Source organism: Kibdelosporangium persicum, from assembly GCF_013280595.1.
Taxonomy (GTDB): domain Bacteria; phylum Actinomycetota; class Actinomycetes; order Mycobacteriales; family Pseudonocardiaceae; genus Kibdelosporangium; species Kibdelosporangium persicum.
In genome coordinates this window covers 697959-714202 of sequence record NZ_JAAATY010000001.1, presented here as the reverse complement: position 1 = coordinate 714202, position 16244 = coordinate 697959, and the positions used below count along the sequence as shown (strand labels likewise).

Annotated in this window: 12 protein-coding genes and 1 pseudogene; 6 read left to right on the top strand and 7 right to left on the bottom strand. The window is 67.1% G+C overall.

Annotated elements, in window-relative coordinates; translation table 11 throughout:
- Both GC106_RS03270 and fxsT read left to right on the top strand, forming a co-directional pair.
- Positions 1-1011 carry an AAA family ATPase gene (locus GC106_RS03270; RefSeq protein WP_312872381.1) on the top strand — a complete coding sequence of 337 codons (1011 nt, stop codon included), beginning with the start codon at positions 1-3 and terminating at the stop codon, positions 1009-1011.
- Positions 1008-5204, top strand: a complete 4197-nt coding sequence (gene fxsT / locus GC106_RS03265) for an FxSxx-COOH system tetratricopeptide repeat protein (RefSeq protein WP_173124122.1) — start codon at positions 1008-1010, stop codon at positions 5202-5204. Before GC106_RS03270 ends, fxsT begins: the two co-directional genes overlap by 4 nt.
- Here the strand turns inward: fxsT and GC106_RS03260 are convergent.
- The gene (locus tag GC106_RS03260; protein WP_173124120.1) at positions 5201-6940 is read right to left on the bottom strand and encodes an HEXXH motif domain-containing protein; all 1740 of its coding nucleotides are present in this window, start codon (positions 6938-6940) and stop codon (positions 5201-5203) included. The genes fxsT and GC106_RS03260 overlap by 4 nt on opposite strands.
- Positions 6941-6997: 57 nt before the next feature.
- Positions 6998-7192 carry a hypothetical protein gene (locus GC106_RS03255; RefSeq protein ID WP_173124118.1) on the bottom strand — a complete coding sequence of 65 codons (195 nt, stop codon included), beginning with the start codon at positions 7190-7192 and terminating at the stop codon, positions 6998-7000.
- A gap of 112 nt (positions 7193-7304) precedes the next feature.
- Here GC106_RS03255 and GC106_RS03250 point away from each other — a divergent pair, with 112 nt between their 5' ends.
- Positions 7305-7697: a hypothetical protein gene (locus GC106_RS03250; RefSeq protein WP_312872380.1), complete on the top strand. Its 393-nt coding sequence runs from the start codon at positions 7305-7307 to the stop codon at positions 7695-7697.
- Entirely contained in the window at positions 7684-8043 is a 360-nt protein-coding gene (locus GC106_RS03245) for a DUF3817 domain-containing protein (RefSeq protein WP_173124116.1), read from the top strand. The genes GC106_RS03250 and GC106_RS03245 overlap by 14 nt, the downstream gene beginning before the upstream one ends.
- Here the strand turns inward: GC106_RS03245 and GC106_RS03240 are convergent.
- From GC106_RS03240 to GC106_RS03225, 5 genes and pseudogenes are all read right to left on the bottom strand, one after another.
- Positions 8018-8860 (bottom strand): spermidine synthase, encoded by an 843-nt coding sequence (locus tag GC106_RS03240; protein ID WP_173124114.1) that lies wholly within the window; start codon positions 8858-8860, stop codon positions 8018-8020. The genes GC106_RS03245 and GC106_RS03240 overlap by 26 nt on opposite strands.
- On the bottom strand, positions 8857-9234 hold the full coding sequence (speD, locus tag GC106_RS47490; RefSeq protein WP_312872417.1) for an adenosylmethionine decarboxylase: 378 nt from the start codon (positions 9232-9234) through the stop codon (positions 8857-8859). The genes GC106_RS03240 and speD overlap by 4 nt, the downstream gene beginning before the upstream one ends.
- Before the next feature lie 96 nt (positions 9235-9330).
- Positions 9331-10302, bottom strand: a pseudogene (locus tag GC106_RS03235) (type III PLP-dependent enzyme); the annotation flags it as partial.
- Positions 10303-10544: 242 nt separating this feature from the next.
- Positions 10545-12122: a monocarboxylic acid transporter gene (locus GC106_RS03230; protein WP_173124112.1), complete on the bottom strand. Its 1578-nt coding sequence runs from the start codon at positions 12120-12122 to the stop codon at positions 10545-10547.
- Positions 12119-12493, bottom strand: coding sequence for a DUF485 domain-containing protein (locus tag GC106_RS03225; protein ID WP_173124110.1), 375 nt, complete (start codon positions 12491-12493; stop codon positions 12119-12121). Before GC106_RS03225 ends, GC106_RS03230 begins: the two co-directional genes overlap by 4 nt.
- 500 nt (positions 12494-12993) lie before the next feature.
- Here GC106_RS03225 and GC106_RS03220 point away from each other — a divergent pair, with 500 nt between their 5' ends.
- Together GC106_RS03220 and GC106_RS03215 are read left to right on the top strand one after the other, a co-directional pair.
- Positions 12994-15804, top strand: coding sequence for a sensor histidine kinase (locus tag GC106_RS03220; protein ID WP_173124108.1), 2811 nt, complete (start codon positions 12994-12996; stop codon positions 15802-15804).
- Positions 15801-16238, top strand: a complete 438-nt coding sequence (locus GC106_RS03215; protein WP_173124106.1) for a roadblock/LC7 domain-containing protein — start codon at positions 15801-15803, stop codon at positions 16236-16238. The genes GC106_RS03220 and GC106_RS03215 overlap by 4 nt, the downstream gene beginning before the upstream one ends.
- Positions 16239-16244: the final 6 nt, after the last annotated feature.

Genomic DNA, 16244 nt, shown 5'->3' with positions numbered 1-16244 from the left:
GTGGACTGGCGCATTTACCGGGGTACCGGGCAGGCGGCCCCGTCGCCGATCACGGCGCTCCCGCAACCACCTCCCTGGCGGAGGTTCACCGGCGAGGGCGTGGCCAGCAGGCCGGACGCCGACGGCGGTGAGACGGCTCGCCGGATCGGCGGCGCCACCGGGCGGCGCCATCTGTCCAGCGCCCACGAGGTTTCCATGGTCAACGCGGCGCTGTACCTCCGCCGGCCGCTGCTCGTCACCGGCCGTCCCGGCACCGGAAAGTCCAGTCTTGCCTACCTGATCGCGGCCGAACTCGGCCTCGGCCCCGTGCTGCGGTGGGGCATCACCAGCCGGACGACCCTGACTGACGGGTTGTACTCCTACGACGCGATCGGCCGGGTCCAGGCGGCGGGCGCACGGCCGGATCGCGAGCCGGACATCGGCGATTTCGTACACCTGGGCCCGCTCGGGACAGCCTTGTTGCCCTACGAGACACCTCGTGTGCTGCTCGTCGACGAGCTCGACAAGGGCGACATCGACCTGCCCAACGACCTGCTGAGCGTGTTCGAGGACGGCGAGTACCCCATCTCCGAACTCGTCCGGATCGCCAAGCAACAGCCGGAGGTCACCGTGTTCACGCACGACAAGCGTGGAACCGCGGTGATCAGGGACGGTTTGGTGCAGTGCCGGGCGTTTCCCGTCGTGATCATCACCAGCAACGGCGAACGCGAGTTCCCCGCGGCGTTCCTGCGGCGGTGTCTGCAGTTGCACCTCAGGCCGCCTGACGCCGAGCAACTCGCCGCGATGGTGGCGGCGCAGTTCGGCGAGATCGAGCGAGTCGACGTCGCCAGGTTGATCGGCGAATTCCTCGAACGCAGCGAATCTGTCGGCGGGCTCGCGGCAGACCAGTTGCTCAACGCCGTGCACCTGGCCGTCGAACTGGCGACGTCAGGCGCGTACCGGCCCGACGAGGAGTGGAACGAGCTGATGCGCGCGATCTGGCACCCGCTGTCGACAGCGGAGCCGGGATGAGTACCGAGAGACGGCCAGCCGGTGTGCCATGGTTGCGCGCACGCGATTTGACCGCGATGGAAGTCAAGGACGCACTGTGGCTGGCCGGGATCATCCGCGCCCACACTGAAGCCACACCACTGGACGTGCCTCCGGACGATCCCGTCTCGCCCACAGTGGACCCCACTGTTCTCGACCCGCCGGACCGAACGAAACCGTCGCAGCCACAACCGGATCCGGACTTGGGCGTGTCCTGGTCGACACGATTCGCCCGCTCCGGAGATGGTGCTCCGCCTCGTGCCACCGCACAGATCGGATCGCCCAGCCGGGAGCTTCCGCACTCCGCCCAGCTCGCGAGGGCGTTGCGGCCCTTGATGAAACGGTCGCCGTCACCGTGGAAACGGGTCGTCAACGAGGAAGCGACAGCCGTTCGCGCGGCTCAGGACGGCATGTGGCTTCCCGTTCTTGATCCGGCGCCGTGGCGGCGGTTCGAGGTCGTCCTTGTCGTCGACACGGCTGCGTCGATGGAGGTCTGGCGGGAGACCGTGGCGGAGTTCCGCGAGTTGCTCAGGCAACAGGGCGCTTTCCGCAACGTGCGGACGCTTCTCGTGGACTGCTCGACCTCGGATCTGGTACTGCGCGTCGAAGGTCCCGCCGGTGCCGTGCACAGTACCCGGCATTTGGTCGACCCGACCGGCAGGCGGCTCGTTTTGGTGATGACGGACGCGATCGCCAACGCATGGCGAGACGGCTCGGCTGAACAGGTGCTGGCGGGCTGGGCGAACCGGATGCCGCTGGCGATCATCAACGTCCTGCCGTCCCGGCTGTGGAGCTGGGGCGGGCTGTCGCCTCGCCGGGTATCCCTCTCGTCAGGCGCGTTGGGCGTGGCCAATCGGGAACTGCGGGTCCGGTGGATCGAGCACGACATGTTCGACGAGGAGGTCGCGGACGATTCGATTCCGGTGCCGGTGCTCGCGTTGACGCCGGAATGGTTGTCAGGCTGGGCGAATCTCTTCGCGGCTTCGGGAGCGGCCAGCGTGGACACCACCGCGGTGATGGTGAACACCCGTGACAGCAAGAAATCGGTGGAGCCGTCCGATTCGGAGCGTACGCGTTCTGCCTTCGACCGGGTGATGCGCTTCCGGACGTACGCCTCGCTGGAGGCGTTCCACCTCGCGGGCCTCCTGGCGGCCGCACCACTCAACTTGGCGATGATGCGATTCGTCCAGCGAGAACTTCTGCCGGACAGCGATGTGTCAGCGTTGGCCGAGGTGATCCTTGGCGGACTGTTGCGAAAGGTTCGCACGACGCGTTCGGTCCACGATCCCACGGCTGTCGTGTTCGAATTCCATGACGGTGTCAGAGAAGAGCTTCTGTCCGGAGTCCGGCGGGCCGACACCGTCCGGGTTGCCCGGGTACTCGGCGACTACCTGGGCTCCAGTGTGGCGATCCTGCGGAACTTCCGAGACGCGGTTGACGATCCCGATGGAACGGTTCAGCCGGAGATCTCCGCTGAGACGATGCCGTACCTGCGCGTGCAGGAAGCTGTTTTCCGCGCGTTGTCAGGAAGGTATGCGCCTCGGGCCGCGAGTCTGCGGCGCGAACTGCAGCATGCGGGGCAAGACGCGAGATTGTGGACCCACCGTCGAGAAGAGCCACCACTCCACGACTTCGATCCCGCCGTGCTTGCCACCGAGGCCCAGCCGGAACCGTCCTCGGACGGGCTGGAACGCCGGCCACAGGTATGGGGCTCGGTTCCCGTTCGCAACCCGGATTTCGTGGGGCGTGACGATCTACTGTGGATACTCGCGAGCAGACTCGATTCTCCGGGTGTCACCGCGGTGCTGCCAGAAGCGTTGCAGGGCATGGGCGGGGTGGGAAAGTCGCAGACGGTGGTCGAGTACATCTACCGGCACACGGATGACTACGACGTCATCTGGTGGATTCCGGCCGAACAGATGTCCCAGATCACGGCCAGTTTTGTTGAACTGGCCAAACGCCTTGGCCTGCCGGCGAGTTCGGCGGAGGTCGCGATCACCGAGGTGCTGGAGAGTCTGCGCCTGGGCCGGCCGTTCAGCCGATGGCTGCTCGTGTTCGACAACGCGGGCAGCCCGGACAGCGTGCGCCCGTTCTTCCCGTCCGGTCCCGGACACATCATCGTCACCTCCCGGGACACGGACTGGGCTCGTGAGGCGAACGTGGTGGAAGTAGATCTGTTCACACGGCGCGAAAGCATCGAGATGCTACGCCGTGTCGGCGGCGACATCAGTCAGGCCGACGCCGACCGGGTGGCCGACGCGCTCGGCGATCTGCCCTTGGCCGTGGAACAGGCCGCGGTGTGGCGGATGCGTAGCGGCATGCCCGCGGGCGAGTATCTCCGTCTCCTGGAAGCAAACCTGGCCGAGTTGCCGGATGACGTCGATGGGTACGGCATGATGCGGCCGGTCGCAGCGGCGTGGAGCGTTCCGCTGAGCCGGCTGCGGACGGATTTCCCGGAGGCCCTGCGCCTGCTTCAGGCGTGCGCCTACTTGGGCCCGGAACCCATTCCGCAGAGCTTCTTCTCCGCGGCCGCGGACGTCCTGGTCCCTGATGAGCTCGCCGGGGTGATGACCGACCAGTACACACTGGGCCGGATCGTCCGTGAGATCAGCCGGTACGGCCTGGCCAAGGTGGACGAACGGCACAACACCTTGCAGCTGCACCGGCTCGTCCAGGAAGTCATCAAGAACCAGTTGCCCGCAGAGGAAAAGGATCAGGTGAAGCACGTGGCGCACGTGCTGCTCGTGATCAACGATCCGGACGATCCGGTCTCGTCACGAACATGGGCTCGTTACAGCGCACTGCTTCCGCACGCGATCATGTCGGACGCCCTGCGATGCCGGATGGATCCGCGTGTTCGTCATCTGGTGATCAACCTGGTGACATACCTGGTGCAGAGCGGTGACTACCGAGTGGCCCACGACCTGGCCTGCCAGGCCATCGACGAATGGCAACAAGAACTGCTCGAATCCGATGCCAGCACACTGGAGATGGCCAGGCTGCGTGGCCTTGCCCTCTGGCGGCTCGGACGCTACGAGGAAGCCTACGATCTCAACCGCGAAACCTTCCAGATCGTCCGCCGTCACTTCGGGAACGACAACAAGCTCTTCCTGAGTGTGGCCAACACGTTCCGGATGAGCATGCGCGCCCAGGGCCGGATCGAGGAGGAACTGGCCATGCAGCGCACGATTTTCAAGAAGTCCTGTCACGTCCTCGGCAGGAATGATCCGGAGACCCTGCAGTACGCGAACGACCTCGGGGGCAGCCTCCGGCTGATCGGTCAGTTCTTCGAAGCCCGCGAACTGGACACGGACACATGGCGGCGGAAGGTGGTCGTACTGGGTGAGGATCATCCCGACACGTTCCTCACCCTCAACGCCCTGGCGATGGACATGAGGGAGTGTGGGGAACACATTGAGGCGTGCCGAATCCAGGAACAGAATCTCGCTCGGCAACGGCTGGTCATCGGGGACGAACATCCACGAACCATCGGGGCAATGCGAAACCTCGCTGTTGCCAGGAGAAGAGCGGGCCTCTATCGGCAGGCGGCGGACCTGTCCACGCAGTGTTTCGAAATGTATCGGCGGCTGCATGGAGCACGACACGTCGACACGATCACCGCGCAGATGTGCATGTCGGCTGACTTCCGAAAGTTGGACGAGTTGCACCAGTCGCAGAACCTGGGGACCACAAGCTATCAACTGTTCGTCGAGACCCACGGGGAGTGGCATCCGTTCACCTTGGTCGCGGCGATCAACCTCGCGGTCACGTTGCGGTTGCTCGGCCACGTAGACGAAGCCATGACACACGACGAGGCAACGCTCGGGAGGCTTCGAGAGATGTTCGGTGACGATCATCCGTTCACGCTGGTCACCGCAACGAACCTGGCGAGCGATCTGGCAGCGTCAGGGCGACTGACCGAAGCGTACGAGCTCGATCGGGACACGTTCGAACGCTCCACCCGTGTCCTCGGTGCCGAACACCCGTCCACGCTCGCGGTCGGGCTGAACTTGTCGATCGATTCGGCCGGACTGGGCGAGCCGCAGCAAGCTCGGGTACAACACGCGTCGACTGTGAACGCGCTGAGCAAGGTCTTGGGGAGCACACACCCGGCCACGATGGCGGCGATGAACTCCACGCGGGCCGACTGTGACACCGACACCATGCAGCTTTAGGCACCCAGCCAGGTCGCCAGATCGAGCGGATCGGGCCGGCCGTGCAACCGGTTGTACAGGCTGAGCAGGACCTCGGGTGCTGTCACCAGATCGGCCGAGCTGACAGCGAGACCGACCCAGGCGCAGAGGGCGGTCGGATCGCGGCGGATCCAGGCGAGGTACTCGGATCTCGCGGCGTCGACGTTACCCGCGACGAAGGCGACGTCAGCGTCCCGTGCGGTGGACTTGAGGGTGACAAACCGTTCGGGATCCACTGCCTTTGCTTTCAACAGAGCCATTCGGGTAGTGGAAGGAGTGCTCTGCCAGAACGGCACCATACGGCTCGGAACATGGGGAGGCGCGGGCTTGCGGTTACGCCATGCGTCGGCCAGTCCGGTGACGTAGTCGTCGTCAGGCCGCATATGTTGCAGCCGCCAGGTCACCCAATGATCCTGTGCCATCAACCTGACAATGTCCGCCAGTTCGGCGGGAACCGCCTCCGCCTCGGTGACCGCCAGCCGGTCGGATGCCGCCGATACCAAGTGGTCGCCGAATTCGGTCAGCTCCATGGCGTCAGAGAGGGAGTCAACCGCCCTGCGCACCTGGGCACGGCGGTAAGCGAACGTGAAATCACCCTCTCGCGCCAGGCCGGTGTCGGTGATGTGGCCGCGTTGGTTGTGCCAGAACTCCACGACACTCACGAACGCGTAAATACCGTGCAGTAGCCCGGTCAGAGGCCGGGGGTCAGGCCGCCACGGGGCGTACCACCAGTCCTCCGGTCCTCCATGATGCAGCGGTACCAGTTCGAGCACGGCGTTGAGCTTGGAATGTTGTAGTTCGTGAACGAGCACCTCGGCGAGGTGGAACTCCGATGTCTTCGGGCTGAGCGCGACGGCCCCGAACGCCGAGTTCGACGACGATCCGGCGTAGTTCCGCGTTCGGGGAGCGGGCGCGATCGTATGCAGTCCGACGGCGAGTTCTTCGGCATATCCGAGATGCCAATGGGTGAGTTCGTCCCACGCGCGTTCGAGTAGGCCGGCCCACTCGGCCGATTCGGTGGCGGTCAGCGGAAAAGGCGGTTCCGGCGTGGAGAATTCCCGATAGGGAGTGTTGTCGTCGATCTCCACGAACAAGTCGACGCCTCGCCGGTTGGCATGGTGGTGACGGGTGGGGATGAAGGAAGAATTCGGCGCGGAACGGCCGAAGCTGATCGGGTCGATATCCGGCCCGAGGTGCAGGACGGTCAGCTCGGCAGAATTTCGCAACTCGGCTTGGTCTCGCGCCTGTGCGGGGAGCCTGACGTGGCCGACTGTGGGCAGAACCACGGTACGGTGGATCACCGGAACGGTGATCGTGCAGGCATACCCGGCCCGGACAGCGGCGGCGGCGGCCAGTGACTGCAGGTAGGACAGTTCCGGGGCATCCGAATCCTGACCGACCCCCAGCAACAACCGCACGGCGCGCACCAACCACACGCCGGTTGACGGATGCATGATCACCGACTCGAGGGTCTCCGGCGCGGAGTGTTCCAAATCCGACAGGATTCCGTAGGCCTGGTCCAAGTCCTGTGCGAATCCGGAGGCGACCGGGTTGGAAGCCGCCAGTCGCATCACTGCGAGGAGCATCGCGCGTCGCTGGCTGTACACGCTGGTACGCAAGACGCGCATCGAATTCTCGCTGACCGCCCCTGAGCAGAACTCGGCGAAGAAATCCGGAGCGAGCCGGTGGGTGATCACCTCGTCACGAAGGCTCGCCATTCGGCCCAACCCTTCATCGAGAATTCAATTCGCGTCGTGCGGAGCCTCGAAGGAGAACTATTGGTTCTGGATTTGCACCGCGATGGCTTCCGGGCCGCCCGCGTAGGCCAGTGCCCACTCCACCGCGGCGTCGACGCTCGCCTGTGGCCGGCCTGAGCGCAGGTCGCCAAGACGGAAAGAGGTCAGGTCGACCACGGTGGTGCTGACCTCGGTTGTCGGGCCTTCCGCCACGTCGACCTGCCTTCTGCTCATGTTGTCGTGCAACTGCGGCCTACTACGGGTGGAGTTGTCCTATGGGGACACCAGATGGTGCCAGTACCCTGGTGACCGTAGTCACTCAGGGGTGAAATGTTAGCTTGGAGTGGTGCGCGGCGACCGGGTTTTTGTGCGCAGGCTGGCCATTGTGGTGGTCTGCCTGGTCAGTCTGGCCGGTGCGTGCCTGCTGGCGTGGTGGCAGTGGAACCGGTACGAGTCCGCCAGCGGGTCCTGGCAGAACCTTGGTTACGTTCTGCAGTGGCCCCTGTTCGGGCTGTTCCCGGCGTTCATGGTGTGGCGGATCAGGCGGCTCAGGCAGCGGGAGCGGGAGAGCGAGGAACGGGCCGGGGCGGGACCCGTCGCCGCACCTCCCCGGGACGTGCCCAGGCCGCGGCGCCCCGAGCCGCCGCGAACCACGCGGGACGAGCCGGATGACGAGCTGGCCGCGTACAACCGTTACCTTGCCGAGCTGAACGCGAAGGACCGCCATGACCGCCCCTGAACCCATCGTCACCAACGAGGAGAGCCCGGCCCGCGACACCGCCGCCCCCGGTCTGAAGGGTGCGTTGGCCCGGTACCGGGTGCTCGCCTACATCGTCGGTGTCGGCCTGCTCGCCCTGGTCGGCGCGATGATCATGAACTACGGGTTCGACCAGCCGCAGTACAGCAAGATCGTCGGCCCGGTGCACGGCTTCCTCTACGTCGTCTACCTGGTCCTGACGGTCGACCTCGGGCTCAAGGCCCGGTGGCCGATCGTCAGGACCGGGCTGGTCCTGCTCGCCGGCATGATCCCGTTCGTGTCGTTCGTGGCCGAACGGAAGGTCACGCAGGAGCTGCGCGCAGGCTGATCGGCGGCACCGTCGAACCACGCAGGGTGAGAGCGTCGATGGTCTTCGGGCGGTAGGCCAGCGAAGGCAGCCTGGAGACCATCTCCTCCACCGGGTTCTCCGCCGAGGTGCCGAAGAAGAACGCCCACTCGTGCTCGTCGGAGCCGAAGTACACCGGTGCCTGGAAGACCTGCTCGAACCGGCGCCAGCACTTGACCAGCGTCGAGTTGCGCCACAGGGTCGGGCAGCCGCCCTGGTACGCGACCACGCCGCCGGGCGTGAGCAGCCGCTTGCACATTTCCAGGAAGTCGGCGCCGTAGAGCCGGTTCTGCTGGGCGTCGGCGTCGTCCTGCTCGTCAGGCAGGTCCACGACCACGATGTCGTACCGCTCGTCGGTCGTACGGATGTACTCGAAACCGTCGGCGTACAGCACGCGCACGGGCCCGTCGCCTTGCTCAGCGGCTGCGAGCTCCTCGACCGTGTAGCCGTACGGCAGATGCTGTGCGCACAACTTGACGGCCTCGGTGTCGATGTCGACGTGGTGGACCACCGTGGCGCCCGCCTGGACGGCCATCTGGCTGGCCACGCCCTCGCTGGACCCCACGATGAGCACCCGCTCGATCTGGGCAGCCAGCAGGAACGCCGGCACCATCAGGGCCTCGTGGTACACGAGCTGGCTGAAGTCCGTGCTCTGCCGTTCGTTGTCGCAGAACAACGAAACGCCCTGCGCGGTCTTGCCGATCACCAGGTGCTGGAACGCCGTACGGGTGTCGACGATCACGTCGTCGACCTGCCACACACGGGTCAGACCGGCGCCGACGGGCTCCTCGATCCTCACCGGTCCTCCTGTCCTCTGTGGATAACACTGATCCGGGACACGCCCGCGTTGAGCATGTCCCGCAACAAGTTCACCGCCAACTCAGGGTCAGCGACCCGGCCGCAGGTGAACACGTCGATGAACACCGCACCACGTTCCGGGTACGAGTGGATGGACGCGTGCGACTCCGACAGCAGCGCCAGCACGGTCACACCCTGCGGCTCGAACTGCTTGAACGTCATGTCGCACACGGTCGCGCCGGCCTTCTCGAGCGCGCGTTGCAGGCTCTCGCACAGGAACGGGGCGTCGTCCAGCAGCTCCGCCGACACGCCCTCGAACTCGGCCAGCACGTGCCGGCCGGCGAACTCGCCGACCTCACCGGCCTCGGACGGCACCGAAGCCGGATGGCCGCCGACAAAATACGTCCGCAGCGGCGGGAACCCGTTGAAAGCCACCGAAGAGTAGCTCTGCGTGTACGCACCCGTACTCAGAATGTCGACGTAGTCGCCTGCCTGTAACGAGAGCGGCAGGTCGTAACGAGTGCGTTGGTACAGCACGTCATCACCGTCGCACGAAGGCCCGGCGATCACTACGGGACCGCACGGCTCGTCGTCGTGCGCGGTCTGTAACCGGTACGCGATGGCCTCGTTCTCAGTTTCGGCCATCCCGCCGTAGCGCCCGATGTCCAGGTAGACCCAGCGTTTGTCGTCGGTGTCGGATTTGCGCGACACCAGCACGACCTCGCTGCGGATCACGCCCGCCTCGGCGACGAGCACCCGGCCGGGCTCGATGGCCAGGTCGACCGGGTGGTCGAAATGCCGTGCGATCGCGGCACGGATCGTGTCGGCGTACGCGCTCAGCGGCGGCGGGTCGACCAGGTACCGGCCGGGGAAGCCGCCGCCGATGTTCAAGCCCCGCAGGGCGACCCCCTGCGCGGCGACCGATCGGGTGACGTCGCCCGCCGCGGCGATCCACGGCTCCCACGCCGCTGGATCGAGGTGCTGGGAGCCGACGTGGAACGCTACGCCTTCGGGGTCAAGACCGAGTGCCGCGGCCCGGACGAGCAGCCGGGCGGCCATCGCGGGCGCGCACCCGAACTTGTGCCCGAACGGCGTCTGCGATCCGGTGCCGTCCACCAGGATCCGGCAGGACACGCCTGAGCCCGGCGCGAAGGTGGCGATCGTCTCCAGGTCGGTCTCGCTGTCGAAGGTGAACCGCCGGACACCCACCCGGTGGGCGTACGCGATGTCCCGGGCCTTCTTGATCGGATTGCCGTACGAGATCAGCTCCGGCCGGGCGCCCTGGCCGAGGACCAGGTCGATTTCCTCGCGCCCCGCCACGTCGAAGCCGCACCCCTCGGCGGCCAGCAGCCTGATGATCTCCGGCGCCGGGTTGGCCTTGACGGCGTAGTACATCCTCGCTTCCGGGAGTGCTTCCCGCAGCCTGGTATGGCTTTCCCGCACCGTGTCGAGGTCGATCACGAGACACGGGGTGGGTGGCCTGCGGTCGTCCAGGAACGCTCTGATGCGCTCCGGCGCCAGCGGGAGGGCGTCGATCACAGCGGGCAAGCATAGGTCCAGGTCTGCCCCACGACGAAATCCACTTACGAGATCGACACGGTGTGCCTCGTCACTCGGCCGGACGACCCGCCCCAGCCTGCCACCCCCTCGTGAGTGTTTATCAGGGTTAGAACACCGATAAACACTCACGAGGGGGTGAGGCCGGTCAGGGAGCGGACCTCCATCTCGGCCTGCTTGCGCTCGTCGCCCTTGTCGCGGCTGAGCACGGTGCCGAGGAAGCCGAGGACGAACGAGACCGGGATCGACACGATTCCCGGGTTGCTCAACGGGAACCAGGCGAAGTCCACGGACGGGAAGAGCGACCACGGCCTGCCGGACACGACCGGTGACACGGCCACGAGCGCCAGGCAGGACACCAGGCCGCCGTACATGCCCCACAACGTGCCGCTGGTGTTGAACCGGCGCCAGAACAGCGAGTAGAGCAAAGTGGACAGGTTGGCCGAGGCGGCGAACGCGAACGCCAGTCCGACGAGGAACGCCACGTTCTGCCCGTTGGCCAGGATGCCGCCGGCGATGGCCAGCCCGCCGACGACGACCGCCGTCAGCCGCGCCACGCGGACCTCGCTGCCCGGGTTGGCCCTGCCGCGCTTGAAGATGTTGGCGTACACGTCATGGGCGAACGACGCCGACGCGGTCAGCGTCAAACCCGCCACCACAGCGAGGATCGTCGCGAACGCCACCGCGGCGACGACGCCGAGCAGCAGCGTGCCGCCGATCTCGTACGCCAGCAGCGGCGCCGCGGAGTTCTGCCCACCCGTCGCGGACAGGATGCGCCGCGAGCCGACCAAGGCCGAAGCGCCGTAACCGATGATCAACGTCGCCAGGTAGAACACGGTCATCGTGCCCACCGCCCAGATCACCGACCGCCGGGCCTGCACGGCGTTGGGCACCGTGTAGAAGCGCATCAGCACGTGCGGCAGGCCCGCGGCGCCGAGCACCAGCGCCAGCGCCAGTGAGATGAAGTTGAGCTTGCTGGTGCCGCTCCTGCCGAACATCCCGCCGGGGTCGAGGATCCGCTCGCCCTTGACGTTGTTGGCGGCGGCCTGCCGCAGCAGCGCCGACAGGTCGAAGCCGAACTTGCCGAGCAGGAACACGGTCATCAACGCCACGCACAGCACCAGCATGGCGGCCTTGATGATCTGCACCCACGTGGTCCCGCGCATGCCGCCGACCAGCACGTACAGCATCATCACCACGCCGACCACGGTGATCACGACCGCCTGGCCGGTGCCGTCGTGCACGCCGAGCAGCAACGCGACCACGCCGCCCGCGCCGGCCATCTGCGCCAGCATGTAGAAGAAGGAGATGACGAGGGTCGACGTGGCCGCCGCGGCCCGGACCGGGCGGGCGCGCATCCGGTACGAGAGCACGTCGCCCATGGTGAACCGGCCGGTGTTGCGCACCAGTTCGGCGATCAGCAGCAGGTTGACCAGCCAGGCCACCAGGAACCCGATGGAGAAGAGGAACCCGTCGTAGCCGTGGATCGCGATCGCCCCGGCGATGCCGAGGAACGACGCGGCCGACAGGAAGTCACCGGACAGCGCGAGGCCGTTCTTGCCGCCGCCGAACGCGCCGCCCGCGGTGAAGTAGTCGTTGGCGGTGGCGTGCCTGCGGTTGACGTTCGCCACGATCACCAGCGTGACCACGACGAACAGCCCGAACACGGCCATGTTCAGCCCGGGGCTGCCGACATCGGTGCTCATGAATGGGCCTTCCGCAGCGCGGCGACCCGCGGGTCGATCCGGCGCCTGGCGTAGCTCCGGTACCACAGGGTGATCAGCAGCGTGCTGACGAACTGCAGCAGGCCCAGCACGAGCCCGACGTTGATCGCGCCGACCAGGCGGTGACTCATGAACTCGGCGAAGTACGCGGCCAGCACCACGAAACCGAGGTACCAGCCGAAGAACAACAGGGCCACCGGGAACACGAACCGGCGCAGGACGGATCGCAGTCGTACGAATTCGTCGCTCTGTTGAATACGGACGAAGTCGGGCCCTTCTGGTTCTTCTATTTCTCCCGGTGAGTCGATTCCGTCAAATCTGGCCGAAGTGGTTCGGCCGGACCAGTGCGTCATTATGTACCTTCCCGGCACGGTTATCGGCGGGCGTCATAATAGCTGCGAGTTTGGGGTTGTCCACTGTGTCGCCGGGCGGTCTGTCACTGCATCGGCCGGGTCCGGGCGGTACCTGAGGGGCGACGGTCACACTTCCGGGTGAATCTCGTTGTTTCGTAGCGTGTCTGGCCGCTGAGCTGCGACGACACCACTGCCGGTGGTCCACTGTGACCGATCCGGGTGGACTCGGGGCGGTCGGCCGGCGCGGGTGGCCTTGCGTCACCGGAAAATCTTCGCCCAATCGGGGCATAAAGTTCCCCTGGGCAAATGCTCGGGGTGGTGAACCGCGGGTGAACCCCGTTCGGGCCATTGATTGACCAATCTTCTCGGGTAGCATCTGGGTCCGGCACTTCCCGATGGGGTGCCGACACCCCGCGAAACCGTACGGTGCGAGTAATTGATCCCCGTCTTTGATGAGGCAACGCAGTAAAGCGACTGCGCGCATTGGGAGTGTTGTGACAGTGACCAGCACAGGACGAGCACGGATGCTGCGCTGGCGGGACTGGCACCTGCGCACCAAACTCGCCGCGGTCACGCTGGTCCCGCTGGTCTTCGTCGTCGCCCTCGGCGCCGTGCAGATCCACGACCAGGTGGCGAGGGCCGACTCCTATCGCCGGGTCGACCTGCTGGTGGCACTGTCCGACCAGCTCGGCAAGGTGATCGACGGGCTGCAGCAGGAACGGGCGGAGTCCGCGAAGCTGCTCGTCTCCGCGGCGAGCCGGCCCGGCGCGGAACTGCGGCAGGAGTACCAGGTGACCGACGTCAACTGGGCGGCGATGAGCCGGGCGGCCGAGGCGGTCGAGTTCGCCACGCCTGCCGCACGGGACACCGCTCGGCAGGTGGCCGGCCTGCTGGAACCGCTCAGCAGGCTGCGTGACCAGGTCACCAGGTCCGCGCCGGACGCGCCGGCGGTGCTGGCCCGCTACACCGAGATGCTCACCACGCTGCTGAACTTCGACAAGGCGCTGGCCGGTGAGATCACCGACCCGGCGCTGTCCGGGACGGCGGCGGCACTGCACGACCTGCAGCTGGCCAACGAAGAGGTCTACCTGCAACAGGCGATGGTCTCCACCGGTGCGGCCCGCGGCTCGTTGCCGTTCGCCGAGCTCGAAGCACTCCGGGCGTCACAGTCCCGGCTGGACGCCAGGATCGGCGATTTCCGCGCGTCGGCCAGCCAGGCGCAGCGGCAGGAGTACGACAGGACAGTCAGCGGCGCGGGGGTGACGACCCGGGACCGGCTGATCGGTCAGGTGCTCGAACAGCCGGAGACGCGACCGGTCAGCGTGTCGATCAACCTCGCCGACTGGCAGACGAGTTCCCAGCTCACCATCGGCGCGCTGGCGACCGTCGCGGGAGTCCTCGCCCGCGAGCTGAGTGTGACGTCCGCCCGGTTGCAGGACGAGGCGAGCGACGCGGCCGGACTGGTCTCGGTCGTACTGTTCGCCGCGATGCTGCTCGCGGCCGCTGTCGTGGTCGTCGTCGGCCGTCAACTCGTTGGCTCGCTGAGGATTCTGCGGCGCAGCGCGCTGGCGGTCGCGGATCACAAACTGCCCGAGGCGGTCGCCGGTCTGCGGACCGGTGCGTTGCTGCCGCCTTTGGTGGCACCGGTTCCGGTGACGACGAAGGACGAACTGGGCCAGGTGGCGCGTGCCTTCGACGCCGTGCAGGACCAGGCGTTGCGGCTGGCCGCCGAACAAGCCCACCTGCGTGCGAGTTACGGCGACGTGTTCGTCAACCTCTCGCGGCGCAGCCAGGGGCTGGTGCAACGGCAGTTGCACCTGCTGGACCGGCTGGAGCGGGACGAGGAAGACCCCGACCAGCTGGCCACACTGTTCCAGTTGGACCATCTGGCCACCCGGATGCGGCGCAACAACGAGAACCTGATGGTGCTCTCGTCCGGCAACGAGCTGGCCCGCCGCGCCGGGCCGCCGGTCGAGCTGGCCGACCTGCTGCGCGCCGCCGTGTCGGAGATCGAGCAGTACCAACGAGTTGTCGTCCAGCCACCGCCTCCGCTGACGGTCGTCGGCTACGCGGCCCGTGATCTGGTCAGGCTCACGGCGGAACTCCTGGACAATGCCACGGCGTTCTCCGCGCCGGCGACCAAGGTGACGATCGCCAGCAGACTCGCGGACGACGGCACCGTGTCGGTCGACGTGCTCGACAGTGGCATCGGCATGCGCGACGAGGAGATCGCCGAGGCCAACGCCCGGCTGGCGGACGGTGGCCAGCTGGACGCCTCAGCCTCCCGCCGGATGGGCCTGTTCGTCGTAGGCAGGCTGGCCGGCAGGCACAACGTCCGGGTGGAACTGCACGGCGGCAAGGACATCCAGGGCATCAGGGCGACCATGACCATCCCGGCCGACCTGCTGTCCGACGGTGAGCCGGAGGAACAACGCGGGACGCCAAGCGCCAACGGGCACAAGGTGTCCACTTCGGACATTGTGTCCCGGCTGTCGAACGGTGCGGCGCCGGTGCACACCACGCCGGCCGTCGCGGCCCACAATCCGGTCAGGGGTGACCTGTTCATGACCTGCGATCCGCTGGCGGGCACCGACGAATCGCCTGCCGCGCCCCAGAAGCAGGAGGCGACCCCCACCAGCTGGTGGGACCCGGTCGCCCCGTCCGAGCCGCCGCCGGACGAGCGCGAGCGCGACATCCACGAGACCACGCCGATCTTCGACGCGATGATCTCGGCCTGGTTCACCGGGACCGATTCGGCCAGGCCGGCCGCCGAGGCGCACACCGAGACGTGGCAGTTCGCCGCGGACCAGGGGTTCCAGACCGCGCGGGCGGTCGCCGAGCCACCGGGGGGCGTCACCAAAGCCGGTCTGCCGCAACGGGTTCCGCGGGAGAAACTGGTTCCCGGCAGCATCGCCAACGGCCGCCGGCTGCCGGAGATCCGTGGCAGGCGGGAAGCGGAGGCGTTGCGGGAACGGCTGGGCGGCCTACAGGACGGGCTGTCCCGTGCCCGAGGGCGCGCCGGCGCGGGCGTCGTGCCCGTCCATCCCGAGTGTGACAACGGTTTCCGTGCGGCCGAAGCGGCCGCGAAGTCCCCCGAAGGTGTCACGTCCGCGGGCTTGCCGCAGCGCGTCCCGCGGGAGAAGCTCGTACCCGGGAGCATCACCTCGCCGCCGGGGTTCGGCGAGGGCCTGGTGCGGGGTGAACGAGGGGCACAGGAGGTTCGGGGCCGGCTGGACGGACTCCAGCGCGGACTGAGCAACGGCCGGCGCAGCCTGGCCGGCAACCAGAACGGACAACAGGAGAGTCCATGACTTCGCCCCCATCCCAGTCGCACCAGTTCGGCTGGCTGGTCAACGACTTCGCCGAGCGAGTCGCCGGCGTGGCGCACGCGGTCGTGGTGTCCGCCGACGGCCTGCTGCTCACCGCGTCCGCCCGCCTGCCCGTCGACCGCGCCGACCAGCTGGCCGCCGTGGCGTCCGGCCTGGTCAGCCTGACGCACGGCGCGTCCCGGTGCTTCGAGGCCGGTCCGGTCAAGGAGACCGTCGTGGAGATGGAGCGCGGAATCCTGCTGCTGATGTCGATCAGCGACGGGTCGTCGCTCGCCGTGCTCGCCGCGCCGACCTGCGACATCGGGCAGATCGCCTACGAGATGACCATGCTGGTCGACCGGGTCGGCCAGATGCTCACCCCCGAACTGCGTGCGGCGCTGCAGGGCGCGAGGGGGATGACCGGGGCAGCGGTGTGAGGGTTC

What these genes read in the sequence shown, in the direction of transcription:
- fxsT (WP_173124122.1), top strand. Translation starts at nt 1,008, where the DNA reads ATGAGTACCGAGAGACGGCCAGCCGGTGTGCCATGGTTGCGCGCACGC.
- GC106_RS03230 (WP_173124112.1), bottom strand. Translation starts at nt 12,122, where the DNA reads ATGAGCACCGATGTCGGCAGCCCCGGGCTGAACATGGCCGTGTTCGGG.
- GC106_RS03260 (WP_173124120.1), bottom strand. Translation starts at nt 6,940, where the DNA reads ATGGCGAGCCTTCGTGACGAGGTGATCACCCACCGGCTCGCTCCGGAT.
- GC106_RS03225 (WP_173124110.1), bottom strand. Translation starts at nt 12,493, where the DNA reads ATGACGCACTGGTCCGGCCGAACCACTTCGGCCAGATTTGACGGAATC.
- GC106_RS03215 (WP_173124106.1), top strand. Translation starts at nt 15,801, where the DNA reads ATGACTTCGCCCCCATCCCAGTCGCACCAGTTCGGCTGGCTGGTCAAC.
- GC106_RS03255 (WP_173124118.1), bottom strand. Translation starts at nt 7,192, where the DNA reads ATGAGCAGAAGGCAGGTCGACGTGGCGGAAGGCCCGACAACCGAGGTC.
- GC106_RS03245 (WP_173124116.1), top strand. Translation starts at nt 7,684, where the DNA reads ATGACCGCCCCTGAACCCATCGTCACCAACGAGGAGAGCCCGGCCCGC.